This window comes from Gordonia sp. (in: high G+C Gram-positive bacteria) (assembly GCF_012515855.1).
In the GTDB taxonomy this organism is placed as follows: Bacteria; Actinomycetota; Actinomycetes; order Mycobacteriales; family Mycobacteriaceae; genus Gordonia.
Window position 1 is genome coordinate 1 of record NZ_JAAYXO010000115.1, and the last position, 12,597, is coordinate 12,597.

Genomic DNA, 12,597 nt, shown 5'->3' on the forward strand with positions numbered 1-12,597 from the left:
ACAACCCAAAGGAGCCACCACAAGTGGGACAGGTAACAGCCACCGCGAGCATCGCCATCAATGCAGCCCCGGAAACGGTCAGCGCGGCTCTCGCCGACTACGCGACGGTGCGTCCGGCGATCCTCCCGGAGAACTACCGCGACTTCCGCGTCGAGTCGGGCGGCACCGGTGCGGGAACCGTGGTCCACTGGATCCTGCAGGCCACCGAGAAGCGTCAGCGCGACGTGACCGCCGATGTGACCGTCAGCGGTGACACGATCACCGAGACCGACCGCAACTCGACGCTGGTGACCACCTACCGCGTCACCCCGTCCGGTACCGGTTCGCAAGTCGACGTCAGCACCTCGTGGAAGGGTGCCACCGGCATCGGCGGCTTCTTCGAGCGGACCTTCGCGCCCAAGGGCCTGAGCCGGATCCAGACCGCGCAGCTCACCAACCTCAAGACTCGACTCGAGGGCTGAGCTGAGCCGTCGGGGACGCCGTCGCGTCAAACCGCTTGCCGCCCGGGATGGCATCGATGCCACCCGGGTGGTGTTGCGTCTGCCCGACACTGGACTCCACGGAAACGGTGTCCGGCCGTGGGCGGTCGTCGACTCGCTGCTGGCCGCGCCGTCGTTGGCGGGCCTGACGGACGCCGACCTCCGACAGCGGGCGGCCGCGGGCGAGCTCGTCGACGCCGACGGCGGTCCGGTGAACCTCGACAGTCCGGTCACCAGACCGGTGTCGGTGTACCTGTACCGCGACCTTCCGCGGGAGTTCGACGTCCCGTTCGAGATGCCGATCCTGCACCTCGACGACGATCTCGTGGTGGTCGACAAACCGCACTTCCTGGCGACGATGCCGCGCGGCGCGCACGTGGCGCAGACCGCGTTGGTCCGACTGCGCCGGCAACTCGACTCCGACGAGGTGGCACCCGCGCATCGGCTCGACCGGCTGACCGCGGGCGTGCTGTTGTTCACCCGTCGCCGCGAGGTGCGGGCGGCCTACCAGGAACTCTTCGCCGAGCGCCGAGTGCGCAAGGCCTATCGCGCGCTGGCGCCCGTCGATCCGTCGCTGGCCGCAGGCGTCCGGGTGGAGAATCGCATCGTGAAGACCGCGGGCGATCTCCGCGCGCAGGTGGTCGCCGGTGCGGTCAACGCGATCAGCGACATCACCCTGGCCCGCACGCTCGACGGCGGCGTCGGCGAGTACCTGCTGCATCCGACCACCGGCCGCACCCACCAATTGCGGATGCACATGGCCGGCCTCGGCGTGCCGATCCTGGGTGACCCGCTGTACCCGGACGTCGACGCCGACCTCGCGACGGCCCCCGAACGCGGGGACTTCTCGACGCCGCTGCGGTTGATCGCCGCCGAGCTGGAGTTCGACGACCCGTTCACCGGCGAGCCGCGCCGGTTCAACTCGGCACGCTGATCCGCGTACCCTCGCGGGCATGGCGATCATCGGTTCCTACGAACGGCACACGGACCTGGGCTGCGAGGCCGTCGTCTTCTTGGACGAGGAGTCCGACGCCTGTTTTCAACTGCAGCGCGACCTCCCCGGAAGCCCGCGCGCGGGTGAGTACTGCATCACGACCGGGGCCAGCGCGCCGGTCTTCGCGGGCGTGCAGGCGTGGCGACGGGTGGGCGCCGACCGGTTCGAGTTCGCGCTGGTCCCGCAGGCCGCGCGACTGTTCGGCGACGAGGTGGTCTCGTTCGCGCTGGCGGCCGACAGCGACACCGACATCGACGAACTCGCCGGGCACGTCGAAAGGCTCCTCGGCATGGACCGACTACCCTGATGACTGTGACTGATGCATTCGATCCCAGCGCACTGTTCGGCGGCGGAGCCGACGGCGAGAATCCCATGGCCGGGCTGCTCGCCCAGGTTCAGCAGATGCAGACGCAGATGGAGTCCGCCCAGCAGGAGATCGCTGCGGCCGAGGTGACCGGCACGGCCGGCAACGGCCTGGTCAAGGTGACCGGCAACGGCACCGGCGACATCACCGCCGTCGAGATCTCGCGCGACGTGGTCGACCCGGAGGACATCGAGACGCTGCAGGACCTGGTTATCGGTGCGCTCGCCGATCTCGCCGCGCGCCGCGACGAGTTGGTCTCGGAGAAGATGGGACCGCTGGCAGGCGGCATGCCCGGACTGGGCTGACGGCACCACCATGTACGAAGGCCCGATTCAAGATCTCATCGACCAGCTCGCGAAGCTCCCCGGCCTGGGCCCCAAGGGCGCCCAGCGGATCGCCTTTCACCTGCTGGCGGGCGAGAACGTCGAGATCGACCGATTGATCTCGGCGCTCGGCCACGTGCGCGACGACGTCACCTTCTGCGTGGAATGCGGCAACGTCGCGGCCGAGAAGCTGTGCCGGATCTGCGGGGACGCGCGCCGCGACGTCACCAAGATCTGCGTGGTGGAGGAGCCGAAGGACATCTACGCGATCGAGCGGACCAAGGAGTTCGACGGCCGCTATCACGTCCTCGGCGGCGCCCTCGATCCGTTGTCGGGCATCGGTCCGGATCAACTCCGGATCCGTGAACTGCTGCGTCGTCTCGGCGATCAGCCGGACGGGCAGGACGTCTCGGAGATCATCGTGGCCACCGACCCGAACACCGAGGGCGAGGCGACGGCGACCTATCTGCTTCGCATGCTCAAGGACTTCCCGGGGCTGTCGGTCACCCGTCTGGCTTCGGGCCTGCCGATGGGCGGCGACCTGGAGTTCGCCGACGAACTGACGCTGGGCCGGGCGCTGTCGGGCCGTCGAATCCTCGTCTGACGGTGGCAGGCTCCGCTGCGGTGCACGCCGATCCGTCGCCAGGCGACTGGGCGTGGCTGGCGAACGACGTCGCCGTCCGCTACGGACTCACCGACGGGATCGTCGCCATCGACGGGCCGTCCGGCGCGGGCAAGAGCACCTTCGCCGCGGAGCTGGTTCGGGCGCTGGCCGACCGCGGACGCTCCAGCGTGCTGATCAGCACCGACGACTACGCCACCTGGGACGATCCCGCGTCGTGGTGGCCCGAATTGGAACGCGATCTGATCCGCGCGTTCGAACGCCGCCACGACTACTTCTACCGGCCCCGCATCTGGGTGGACGGTCGACCGGAGATCGGGCCGGAGACCTGGATCCGGTGGCAGCCGCTGCTGATCATCGAGGGCGTCACGTCGGCCCGGCGCAGTTCGGCGCATCGATTCGCCCATCGATTCTGGCTGGACGGTCCGTCGTCCGACGATCGGTTGGCCCGGACCGTCGCGCGCGACGGCGAGGCGGACCGCGATCACTTGGTTGCGTGGCAGCAGTTCGAGGAGGGCTGGTTCGCGATCGACGGAACCCGCGACCGTTGCGAGGTGCTCGAAGCCGAGTGAGCGCGCCGCACTACCGTTGGGGAACGATCCCGTTTCGACAAAGGTGTTTCGACAAAGGCGGTAGACCATGACGGATTCCACGGCAGCGGATTCCATGGCGGCGGATTCCATAGCAGCGGATTCCACGATGGCGGCGGGGCAGCGCCTGGCCCGGCTGGAAGAGCTCGAGCGGTCGGCGACACTCGACGACGCGCTGGCCTTCTTCGACGCGTGCCCGGCGGTCGCGGTCGACGACATGCTGGGCGCCTGGCGCGGCGGCGGGCTGGCCACCGACCACCCGATGGACGGCATGTTGGAGGCCACCGGCTGGCACGGCAAGCGCTTCGACAGCGTCGACGCCGTGCACCCGCTGATCTTCGGGACTCGACCGAAGCTCTTCAGCGTCAACCCGGCGCTGCTGCCGATGAAGGCGGCCGTCTCCCTCACCCCGCTCCTGGAGAACCGAACGGTGAGTGCGCTCTCGGCACGCGTCCTTCGCCTGGCGCGGACCACCAAGCCCGCGGCGCGTCTGCGCCCGGTGGAGTACCGGGGCGTCGTCACGGCCACCATGAGCTACGACGCACTGCCGATCAACGATCATTTCCGGAAGGTCGACGACGACACGGTGATCGGTGCGATGGACTTCCGTGCCATCGACCGGCCGTTCCTGTTCACCCTGCGCCGGGAAACCGCCTGACGGACACTGCCGTCAGATCGGGTCACCGGTGGCACGGCTCCCGACGCGCGAGGCGGGCTACTGCGCCGCGGCGATCCGCTCCCGGCGCAGCCGCTCCACCTGCGGGAGGTCGAGTGGGGCCAGCGCGGTGCCGGTGGCCCGCTCCAGGAGGTAGTCGGCGAGTTCGGGATTGCGCGCCAGCACCGGGCCGTGCATGTACGTGCTGATCACGCTGCCCTGCACCGCGCCTTCGACACCCGAGCCGTCGCCGTTGCCGACGCCGTTGCGCACCCTGCCGAGCGGCTTGGCCGCGCTGCCGAGCACGGTGCCGCCGCGGTGGTTCTCGAATCCCGACAGCGGCTGCGACAGCCCGCCGAGCACCGGGGTGGTCACCAACTCGCCGATGGCCCGGGCCTCGCGCGGGGAGGTCGTGAGGTCGAGCATGCTGATGCCCGCGACCCGCTCGCCGGCCGACGTCTCGTACCAGTGGCCGAGCACCTGGATGGCCGCGCAGATCGCCAGAACCGGCCGACCGGCCTCGGCGGCGCGTTGCAGGCCGGGGTACCGCTGCAGGTGGCGGGTGGCGATACGCTGGGCGTTGTCCTCGGCACCGCCGAGCGTGTAGACGTCGAGCGACTCGGGGACCTCGTCGTCGAGCGTGATCTCGACGATCTCGGCGTCCAGGCCGCGCATGCGTGCGCGCTGCCGCAGGATCAGGGCATTGCCGCCGTCGCCGTAGGTGCCCATCACGTCGGGCAGGACCAGGCCGATGCGCAGGGTCGATTCACTCATCAGGCGTTCCCCTCCATGGCGGCAGGCGTTGCGCCCGCCCGTTCCAGTGCGACGTTCAGGTCGCGGAACGCGGTGTAGTTGGCCAGGACCTCCACGCGTCCCGGCGGGCACGACGCGATGGCGTCGAAGGTGCTGTCGACGACCGTGTGCTCGGCGCCCGCGTACAGCAGCCGCACCGAGAGGTCGGCGGCGCGCTCGCCCGCCGCGATCACCTTGGCCTGCTCGAAGGCCTCGAAGCGCACGTCCCACAGCCAGGAGAGGTCCTCGCCGTCGGGCACCTGGCCGTTGACCGCGATCACCAGGCTGTCGGCGGTCTCGTCGATCATCGACAGCGCTTCCTGCCAGCCTGCGGGGTTCTTGGCGAGCAGGGTGCGGATGCGATGACCGCCGAGTTCGACGGTGCCGTAGCGGCCCGCTACGTTGCCGACCGTGCCGACGGCCTTGACCGCCGACGCCGGGTCGGCGCCCATGGCCACGGCGGTCGCGACGGCCTGAGTGGCGTTGCCGCGGTTCGCGCGTCCGGGAACGCTCAGCGTCATCGGTGCGGAGAAGCCGTCGGGGCCGTAGATGTTGTCGTCGTCGAACCACCACTGCGGGGTCGGGCGGCGGAAGTCCTCGCGTCCGGTGGAGTACCAGTCGTCGGCGCTGCGGACCACGGGTTCGCCGGAGCGGGGGCAGCTGACGGAGTCGCCGACCCAGCTCGATCCGGCGGCCACCCAGACGACGTTCGGTGCGTCGAACGCGGCGGAGGTGACCAGCACGTCGTCGCAGTTGGCGACGACGACGGCATCCGCATGAGCGGCGACGGCGCCGCGCAGGCTCTGCTCGATGATGTTGATCTCGCCGACGCGGTCGAGCTGGTCGCGCGAGAGGTTCAGCAGGGTGAACACCGCGGGGGAGGTGTTGGCGGCGACGTTCGCGACGTGCAGTTCGTCCACCTCGAGCGCCGCGATCCGGGCGTCGCGCTGCAGGCTCAGCGTGGCGATGATGCCCGCGTCCATGTTCGCGCCGTCGGCCTGCGTGGCCACGTCGCCGAGTTCGGCGAGGGCGGCCGCGGTCATCCGCGTGGTGGTCGACTTGCCGTTGGTCCCGGTGATCAGGGCGGTGGTGCGGCCGGCGGCGAGGCGCGACATGATCCGCGGGTCGATCTTCTCGGCGATCAGGCCGCCGATCATCGAGCCTTTACCGCGACCGGCGGTGCGCGAGGCCCAGCGGGCCGAGGCCGCGGCGGCGAGCGCCGCGCGGGTACGGACGGGTAGGCGAGTGGCTTCCGGCATTCCACGAGTTTCCCACATCCGCGGGAGTGCCCGGTTCGGCCGGGGACCGGATGCGTCGAGGAGTGACCGTTCCAACGGTCGGTGATAGGTTCGGCACTGTGAGTCGCGCAACAGCAGTGAAGCTGCCCCTTCGTTTCAAGATCCAGCAATCGGTCCTGCGAGGCGCGGGCAAGGTCCCGGCACCGCTGCTGAAAGCGATGTCGCGACTCACCACGGTCAACAGTGACGGCGACCGTCTCGATCCGGCGATGGCCCTGGTCGCGACGGCATCGGCCTACATTCCTTCGCTCGCCCTCGTCGGCAAGTCGGTCGACGTCTCGCGGCACACGCTCGAGCTGAACAGCGTGATGATGGCGCAGAGCTTCGACGCCTTCGCGGTCGAAGAGGACCTGATCATCGAGACCGACGCCGGACCGGTGCCCGCCACTCGGTACAGCGTCGACGGCACCGGCCGCGGCCTCATCGTGTTTTTCCACGGCGGCGGCTTTGTTCTCGGCAGTCGGGCGAGCCATGACTCCGCGGTCCGTGCGCTCGCGGTCTCGTCGGGCGCGGACGTGCTGTCCGTCGACTACCGCCTCGCGCCCGAGCATCAGTTTCCGGCGGCAGTCGACGACTGCCTCGCCGCGTGGCGCTTCGCCGTCAAGAAGGCGCCCGAGTGGGGCATCGACCCGAATGCGGTCGTCGTCGCGGGCGACTCGGCGGGCGGAAATCTCAGCGCGGTGGTCGCGCAGCAGGTGAAGGGCGAAGCCGTCGTGCCCTGCCTGCAGCTGCTGATCTATCCGGTCGTCGACATGTCGCGCAAGCGCGAGTCGATCCACGAGTTCTCCACCGGCTACTTCCTCACCGAGGCCCAGATCGACTACTTCTGCGACACCTACCTCGAGTCGCGCGAGCAGCTGTCGGATCCGCGGGTGTCGCCGCTGCTGGCCGACGACCTCTCCGGGCTGGCCCCCGCACACGTGATCGTCGCGGGCTTCGACCCACTGCGCGACGAGGGGCTGGAGTACGCCGACGCCCTGGAGAAGGCCGGGGTCCCGGTGACCGTCGAGCGCTCCGGCGGCATGATCCACGGTTTCCTCAACATGGCGGCGCTGAGCCCGGCCGCGAACGCCTCGGTGATCCGGATGGGCGAGGCGGTCGCCGCGGCGGTCCGCGCGGTCGGATAGGTCACTCGCCTGCCGGGGTCAGTCGGGGGAGGCGGCCGGTCGTGCGGATCGTCGTGAGCGCGCTCGGCGTGTAGTAGGCGGGCGACAACGGCAATTTGTAACTGATCTGTATCAGGTCGTCACCGTCGTGGCGGACTTCCACGTGGGCGACGATGCCCGACGGTGCGACACCAGTCGTGTCGCTCCCGAGTGAGCAATCGGCGATCAGTTTGGGCACTACCTCGGGGCAGCCCGGCGCGAGATGACGATGCAGGTCCGCTATCAACGCCTCGACGTCGTCGCGGGGTAGACCCCAGTCCTCGACCCCGCGGCGCAGTTCGGCGATGAGCTCGTCGGCGGGGAGCGAACGGTTGGCGTGGACCCAGTTGACGACACCGTCGGTATCGGTGGTGATACTGACGGTGACCGCACGGCTGGTAGAGCGCCCGCTGGGACCGTCGAAGGCGAGCAGGAGCCCCGGACCGAAGGAGAGGGCAGGCCAACGGTCTCTCGCGATGCCGAGCGACGAGCCGGAGATCGGCAACGAGCGCAGGTCCATCCGCAAGATGCGGCTGTCGTAGATGTGGTCCTTGCCTGCATCGTCGAACCGCGAGTACGGGACGGTGTCGACCTTTCTCGCCAGCGCGTCGAAATCGGACGGTGCCTTTCCGCACGCTGAGAGCAGTGTCGCGAGGATGATCCCTGCCGACACCGCAGCCCCGACCCGCAGTCTACTTCGCACGACAGCCGATGCTACTCGGGCGAGACGACGATCTGCTTCGGCATCGCCTGAGCAATCACGCCGCCCACCACTACGAGTCCGATCATGGCGAGCATCGCGACGCGGTAGCCGTCGGCGAGGCCGCTCGACTCCGTGACCGAGGCGTAGACGGTGCCGAGGGCGGCGGCGCCCAGGGCGACCGACAGCGCCTGCATGGTGTTGAAGACGCCCGAGGCAGCGCCGGCCAGGGTGACGGGGACGTCGTTGAGGACCAGCAGCCCGGCGGCGCCGACGATCAGTCCGAAGCCCGCGCCGGCGATCACCAGCGCGACGGTGAACCACAGCGCGGGGTGGGTTGAAGTGTCCGCGGTGATCAACGTCGTCAGGCCGACGACGAACACCCAGGCGCCGACCTGCAGCACCCGCTTGCCGAAACGGGCGGCGAGGATCGTCGCAGAGAGTCCGGCGAACACCGGGACCGCCAGGGAGAACGGGATCCACATCAGACCGGTGTGCAGCACCGACCATCCGTGCGACGCCTGCACGTGCAGCGACTGAATCAGGAAGAAGCCGCCGGTCGGAATGCTCAATGCGGTGAAAGCGGCGAGGCCGGTGCGGAACGATCGCGTCGCGAACACGGCGGGCGGGACCAGCGGCTCCACGCCGTTTCGTGCCGAAGTCAGCTGGCGCCTGGCGAACAGGACGAGTCCGGCCGCTCCCGCCGCCATCACCGCGAACCCCCACGCGGGCCAGTCGTTCTCGGGGCCGAGGGTGATCGGCGCCATGATCGCGGCCAGCGATCCGCCGAGAAGGGCCACCGACCCCGGGGTGATCGGCGCCGGGCGTTCGGCGAAGGTCTCCGGGATGAAGATCCGGGCGGCTATCAGCGCGATCACGGCCACCGGCACGTTGATGAGGAACACCGGGCGCCAGGACAGTCCGAACCAGTCGCCGTCGGTGATGAATGCGCCGAGGACGGGGCCTGCGACGGCGGCGATGCCGATGATCGAGGTGAACAACCCCATGGCGCGGCCGCGTTCGGCGGGCGGATAGAGCACCTGGATGTTGGTCAGGACCTGCGGGATCATCAGCGCCGCCGCGGCGCCCTGCAGGATCCGGAACACCACGAGGGAGCTCGGGGACAGGGCGAGGCCGCACAGCAGCGACGATGCGCCGAAGGCCACGAGGCCGATCAGAAACAGTCTGCGCCTGCCGTACCGGTCGCCGAGTCGGGCGCCCAGGATCAGGCCGATCGCGTAGGCGAGCGGATAGCCCGCCACCACCCACGACATCGCCGTCGCGGACGCCCCGAGGTCGTCGCTCATCGTGCGGAGCGCGACGTTCACCACCGTCGCGTCCATCAGTTCCATGAACGACGCGGCCAGCAGACAGATCAGAGCGATCGTCCGGGCCCGGGCACCGATCGGTGGATCGGCGACGCCCGCGGACGGCGGGGACTGAATCGAGGACGGGGGTGGGGCCGGCGAGGACGACGTGGGTGAATTGACTGACATGAGAGCCTCCCTGCGGTGGGATCGGGGTTTCGGTACTCATGACGGTAGGAATCGTTGTGGACCGAATCGGTCCGGAAGAACGGTGAATACTTCCGGACAGAATCTGACCGGTGAATGCTGCATCATGCAGGTATGGCCGATACGACGACACGCACTCTGAAGCTGCTCGCGCTGCTGCAGGCGCACCGGTTGTGGTCGGCGATCGAGCTAGCCGATCGGCTCGGGACCACGGAGCGGACGGTGCGTCGGGACGTCGAACGCCTCCGGGAACTGGGTTACCCGGTGGAATCGGTGCGGGGGACCGGCGGCGGGTATCAGCTGGCTCCCGGCGGGTCGTTGCCGCCGCTGGTGGTGGACGAGGAGGAGGCGGTCGCCATCGTCAGCGCGCTGCGCACCGCGGCATCGGGGTCCGCGGCCGGCCTGGCGGAGGCCTCGGTGCGGGCGCTGGCCAAAGTGATGCAGGTGCTGCCGCCCAAGCTGCAGCGCCGAGCCGACGCGCTGCGGGCGATGAGCGTGGTGCTGCCCGGCGAGTACCAGGCACCGCCGATCGACGCCGAGACCTTGACGACCGTCGCACTCGCCTGTCGCGACGCCACCGAACTGACCTTCACCTACGCGCCCGGAGAACGGTCGGGCAGCGCGCCCGGGGCGCGTCGCACCGAGCCGCTGCGCCTGGTTCCGGTGGGACGTCGCTGGTACCTGCTGGCCTACGATCTCGACCGGCAGGACTGGCGCACCTTCCGGCTCGACCGACTGCGGGACGCGAAGCCGCAGAAGCGGCGCTTTGCCCCGCGCGCGGTTCCCGGTGGCGATCCCGCCGCCTACGTCCGGGCCGGGCTGAGGCATGGACGCGATCACCAGCGCGTCCGCGCCGTCGTGCACGCCGACCCCGACGCGGTGCGACACCAGATCGGGCGGTGGTCGGAGGTGGCCGCGCACGCCGACGGGGCGCTGGTGGTCATGCACGTCGACGATCCCGGGTGGCTGGCCCTAGCGCTCGGCGGTCTCGATGCCGACTACGAGTTCCTGGAGATCCCCGCCGACCTGCTACGGGACCTGCGTGGACGCAACGCGAGGCAGGCGCGGGCCCTGTACCTGGCCGACCGCGAGACCGACGGGTGACGCAGGCTCGGCTGCCTTACGGCGCCCAGGTGCGCGCGCCCTCGGCGGCCTCTTCCACGACCGTCGGCGAGCGGAATGCGCGGTTCACCGCAGAGACCACGGCTCGCAGGCTGGCGGTGGTGATCGACGGCGCGATGCCGACGCCCCACACCGTCTCGCCGTTGATCTCGGCTTCCACGTAGCTGGCCGCCTCGGCGTCGCCGCCCGCGGTCATCGCGTGCTCGGAGTAGTCCAGGACCCGGACGTCGTAGCCGATCGTCGACAGGGCGTCGACGAACGCGGCGAGCGGTCCGTTGCCCGAGCCGGAGATCTCCTTCTCCACGCCGTCGACGCGGACCACGGCGGTCACCGAGTCCTCACCGTCGTCGGTCTCTGCGGCGTCGACGCGCTGGCGCATGCGCTCCAGCGGGTTGATCGGCTCCAGGTACTCGCGGGCGAAGACGTCCCACATCGCCTTCGCGTTCACCTCGCCGCCTTCGCCGTCGGTGAGCTTCTGGATCTCGCGGCTGAACTCGATCTGCAGGCGACGAGGCAGCTCCAGGCCGTGGTCGGCCTTCATGATGTAGGTGACGCCGCCCTTGCCGGACTGGCTGTTGACGCGGATGACGGCCTCGTAGTTGCGGCCGACGTCCTTCGGGTCGATGGGCAGGTACGGCACCTGCCAGAGGATGTCGTCGACGTCCTTGTCGGCCTCGTCGGCGTCGATCTTCATCTGGTCCAGGCCCTTGTTGATGGCGTCCTGGTGGCTGCCGGAGAAGGCGGTGTAGACCAGGTCGCCGCCGTAGGGGTGGCGCTCGGGGACGTTCAGCTGGTTGCAGTACTCGACGGTGCGGCGGATCTCGTCGATGTCGGCGAAGTTGATCTGCGGGTCGACGCCGCGGCTGAACATGTTCATGCCCAGGGTCACCAGACAGACGTTGCCGGTGCGCTCGCCGTTGCCGAACAGGCAGCCCTCGATGCGGTCGGCGCCTGCCATGTAGCCCAGCTCGGCCGCCGCGACACCCTCGCCGCGGTCGTTGTGCGGGTGCAGGCTCAGGATGATCGAATCACGGCGTGCCAGATTGCGGTGCATCCACTCGATCGAGTCGGCGTAGACGTTCGGCGTGGCCATCTCGACCGTGGCGGGCAGGTTCAGGATCAGCGGCTTCTCGGGGGTCGGCGCGATGACCGCGGAGACGGCGTCGCAGACGTCCCGGGCGTACTCCAGCTCGGTCCCGGTGTAGCTCTCGGGCGAGTACTCGTAACGCCAATTGGTGTCCGGGTACTTCTTGGCCTCTTCCAGGCACAGTTCGGCGGCGTCGGTGGCGATCTTGGTGATCGCCGCCTTGTCGGCGCGGAACACCACGCGCCGCTGCAGCACCGACGTGGAGTTGTAGAAGTGGACGATCACGTTCTGGGCGCCGGCGCAGGCCTCGAAGGTGCGGGCGATCAACTCCGGGCGCGACTGCGTCAGCACCTGGATGGTGACGTCGTCGGGAATCGCGCCGTCCTCGATGATCTCGCGGACGAAGTCGAAGTCGGTCTGGCTGGCCGACGGGAAGCCGACCTCGATCTCCTTGTAGCCCATGCGGACCAGGAGGTCGAACATGCGGCGCTTGCGCGCCGGGCTCATCGGGTCGATCAGCGCCTGGTTGCCGTCGCGCAGGTCGACGGCGCACCACATCGGGGCGCGGTCGATGACCTTGTCGGGCCAGGTGCGATCGGGCAGCGAGATCTTCTCGACCTCGGCCTCGAAGCTGCGGTAGCGATGCACGGGCATCGCGGAATTGCGCTGCGGATTCCAGCTGGGCTGGTCGTCGGGAATGGGGCCGTTGGGCTCGACGATGCGGCTCGGGCCGGAAGTGAATGCGTCTGCTGGTGCCATGATCTGGTCAATCTCCTGATGGAAAGGAATGGGGTTGACCGGCGCGTAAAGAGGCCCCGCGACGGAGGGCCGGTCGGATCAGACCCCGCCGCGGCAACCGAGAAGAAGTGCACGCTGCATGTCTTCGAGCATAACACCGCTCACGGCGGGCTC

General features: G+C 69.4%; 14 protein-coding genes. 9 read left to right on the forward strand and 5 right to left on the reverse strand.

Features of this window, described 5'->3' with window-relative positions; genetic code table 11:
* Positions 1 to 23: 23 nt before the first annotated feature.
* The 7 genes from GX543_RS08325 (at position 24) to GX543_RS08355 (ending at position 4,030) form a co-directional block, all read left to right on the forward strand.
* The gene (locus tag GX543_RS08325) at positions 24 to 461 is read left to right on the forward strand and encodes an SRPBCC family protein (RefSeq protein ID WP_290851206.1); all 438 of its coding nucleotides are present in this window, start codon (positions 24 to 26) and stop codon (positions 459 to 461) included.
* Positions 462 to 528: 67 nt separating this feature from the next.
* On the forward strand, positions 529 to 1,413 hold the full coding sequence (locus GX543_RS08330) for a pseudouridine synthase (protein ID WP_290851207.1): 885 nt from the start codon (positions 529 to 531) through the stop codon (positions 1,411 to 1,413).
* A 19-nt stretch (positions 1,414 to 1,432) separates the two neighbouring features.
* Positions 1,433 to 1,780, forward strand: a complete 348-nt coding sequence (locus GX543_RS08335) for a hypothetical protein (RefSeq protein WP_290851209.1) — start codon at positions 1,433 to 1,435, stop codon at positions 1,778 to 1,780.
* A gap of 5 nt (positions 1,781 to 1,785) precedes the next feature.
* Positions 1,786 to 2,142 (forward strand): YbaB/EbfC family nucleoid-associated protein, encoded by a 357-nt coding sequence (locus GX543_RS08340; RefSeq protein WP_290851211.1) that lies wholly within the window; start codon positions 1,786 to 1,788, stop codon positions 2,140 to 2,142.
* 10 nt (positions 2,143 to 2,152) lie between these two features.
* Positions 2,153 to 2,764 carry a recombination mediator RecR gene (recR, locus tag GX543_RS08345; RefSeq protein ID WP_290851212.1) on the forward strand — a complete coding sequence of 204 codons (612 nt, stop codon included), beginning with the start codon at positions 2,153 to 2,155 and terminating at the stop codon, positions 2,762 to 2,764.
* 56 nt (positions 2,765 to 2,820) lie between these two features.
* On the forward strand, positions 2,821 to 3,354 hold the full coding sequence (locus GX543_RS08350; protein WP_290851335.1) for a hypothetical protein: 534 nt from the start codon (positions 2,821 to 2,823) through the stop codon (positions 3,352 to 3,354).
* Between the two features lie 67 nt (positions 3,355 to 3,421).
* Positions 3,422 to 4,030: a DUF4334 domain-containing protein gene (locus tag GX543_RS08355; RefSeq protein ID WP_290851214.1), complete on the forward strand. Its 609-nt coding sequence runs from the start codon at positions 3,422 to 3,424 to the stop codon at positions 4,028 to 4,030.
* A 57-nt stretch (positions 4,031 to 4,087) separates the two neighbouring features.
* Here the strand turns inward: GX543_RS08355 and GX543_RS08360 are convergent, their stop codons facing one another.
* Together GX543_RS08360 and GX543_RS08365 are read right to left on the reverse strand one after the other, a co-directional pair.
* Positions 4,088 to 4,801: a glutamine amidotransferase gene (locus GX543_RS08360; RefSeq protein WP_290851215.1), complete on the reverse strand. Its 714-nt coding sequence runs from the start codon at positions 4,799 to 4,801 to the stop codon at positions 4,088 to 4,090.
* Positions 4,801 to 6,078, reverse strand: a complete 1,278-nt coding sequence (locus tag GX543_RS08365; RefSeq protein ID WP_290851216.1) for a MurT ligase domain-containing protein — start codon at positions 6,076 to 6,078, stop codon at positions 4,801 to 4,803. Before GX543_RS08365 ends, GX543_RS08360 begins: the two co-directional genes overlap by 1 nt.
* A gap of 98 nt (positions 6,079 to 6,176) precedes the next feature.
* On the opposite strand from GX543_RS08365, the gene GX543_RS08370 reads away from it, so the two are divergent.
* The gene (locus GX543_RS08370) at positions 6,177 to 7,244 is read left to right on the forward strand and encodes an alpha/beta hydrolase (protein WP_290851217.1); all 1,068 of its coding nucleotides are present in this window, start codon (positions 6,177 to 6,179) and stop codon (positions 7,242 to 7,244) included.
* A 1-nt stretch (position 7,245) separates the two neighbouring features.
* Here GX543_RS08370 and GX543_RS08375 read toward each other — a convergent pair whose 3' ends face one another.
* Positions 7,246 to 7,965 carry a hypothetical protein gene (locus tag GX543_RS08375; RefSeq protein ID WP_290851218.1) on the reverse strand — a complete coding sequence of 240 codons (720 nt, stop codon included), beginning with the start codon at positions 7,963 to 7,965 and terminating at the stop codon, positions 7,246 to 7,248.
* An 11-nt stretch (positions 7,966 to 7,976) separates the two neighbouring features.
* Positions 7,977 to 9,458, reverse strand: a complete 1,482-nt coding sequence (locus GX543_RS08380; RefSeq protein WP_290851219.1) for an MFS transporter — start codon at positions 9,456 to 9,458, stop codon at positions 7,977 to 7,979.
* 132 nt (positions 9,459 to 9,590) lie between these two features.
* Here GX543_RS08380 and GX543_RS08385 point away from each other — a divergent pair, with 132 nt between their 5' ends.
* Complete coding sequence (locus GX543_RS08385) at positions 9,591 to 10,580, forward strand: YafY family protein (protein ID WP_290851220.1); 990 nt, start codon at positions 9,591 to 9,593, stop codon at positions 10,578 to 10,580.
* A 16-nt stretch (positions 10,581 to 10,596) separates the two neighbouring features.
* On the opposite strand, the gene leuA is transcribed toward GX543_RS08385, so the two are convergent.
* Positions 10,597 to 12,444: a 2-isopropylmalate synthase gene (gene leuA / locus GX543_RS08390; protein WP_290851221.1), complete on the reverse strand. Its 1,848-nt coding sequence runs from the start codon at positions 12,442 to 12,444 to the stop codon at positions 10,597 to 10,599.
* Between the last annotated feature and the right edge of the window lie 153 nt (positions 12,445 to 12,597).

Bases quoted from the DNA above. Each gene is read 5' to 3' on its own strand.
- GX543_RS08360 (WP_290851215.1), bottom strand. From the start codon at position 4,801: ATGAGTGAATCGACCCTGCGCATCGGCCTGGTCCTGCCCGACGTGATG.
- GX543_RS08335 (WP_290851209.1), top strand. From the start codon at position 1,433: ATGGCGATCATCGGTTCCTACGAACGGCACACGGACCTGGGCTGCGAG.
- GX543_RS08385 (WP_290851220.1), top strand. From the start codon at position 9,591: ATGGCCGATACGACGACACGCACTCTGAAGCTGCTCGCGCTGCTGCAG.
- recR (WP_290851212.1), top strand. From the start codon at position 2,153: ATGTACGAAGGCCCGATTCAAGATCTCATCGACCAGCTCGCGAAGCTC.
- leuA (WP_290851221.1), bottom strand. From the start codon at position 12,444: ATGGCACCAGCAGACGCATTCACTTCCGGCCCGAGCCGCATCGTCGAG.
- GX543_RS08365 (WP_290851216.1), bottom strand. From the start codon at position 6,078: ATGCCGGAAGCCACTCGCCTACCCGTCCGTACCCGCGCGGCGCTCGCC.
- GX543_RS08355 (WP_290851214.1), top strand. From the start codon at position 3,422: ATGACGGATTCCACGGCAGCGGATTCCATGGCGGCGGATTCCATAGCA.
- GX543_RS08380 (WP_290851219.1), bottom strand. From the start codon at position 9,458: ATGTCAGTCAATTCACCCACGTCGTCCTCGCCGGCCCCACCCCCGTCC.